This window comes from Rhizobium sp. 18055 (assembly GCF_902706285.1).
GTDB lineage: Bacteria > Pseudomonadota > Alphaproteobacteria > Rhizobiales > Rhizobiaceae > Rhizobium.
The window spans coordinates 1-556 of the sequence record NZ_CACSKD010000134.1 but is presented as its reverse complement, the minus strand read 5'-3'; the positions used below and the strand labels follow the sequence as shown (position 1 = coordinate 556).

The 556-nt window shown below is 70.9% G+C and carries 1 pseudogene; it reads right to left on the bottom strand.

The annotated features are described in order from the left end of the window. Positions 1-492 (bottom strand): annotated as a pseudogene (locus GVL52_RS31740) (propionyl-CoA--succinate CoA transferase); the annotation flags it as partial. Positions 493-556: the final 64 nt, after the last annotated feature.

Sequence of the window (556 nt, the reverse complement as noted above, 5' to 3'; positions counted from 1 at the left end):
GCCCTGAAGGCCCTCGGGCTGCCAGGCGTTCACCTCCAGGATGATCCTGTCGGCCTGGTCGAGCCAGGTCTTGTTGTTGCCCACGGACGAGGACGGGATCAGCCGCCCGTCCGGCAGCACGCCGGCCACCTCGATCACCGCCACGTCGAGCCGGCCCCAGAAGCCGAACCACACGTAGGGCGCCACGTGGGAGAGGTGGGCGTCCACGTACTGCATCTTGCCGGCGTTGATCTGCGCGCGGCAGGTCGGGTCGGACTGGTAGGGCATGCGCATGTTCACGCCGCCCACCTTGGCGAGCGCGCCGTCGAGCTCGGGCGCGGTGGAGGCGCCCGTCCACAGGCCGATGCTGAAGGGCTCACCGGCGGCGTGCAGCGTCTCGATGCGGGCGGCGAGCGCGGGCGGGATCGCCTTGGGGTAGCCGGCGCCGGTGAAGCCGCTCATGCCGACGCGCGCGCCGTTCGGGATCAGGGCGGCGGCCTGCTCGGCCGTCATGAGCTTGTCCCGCAGGACGGGGCATTGGATGCGGGAAGTGTCGAAGGAAGGCATGGGAAAAGGG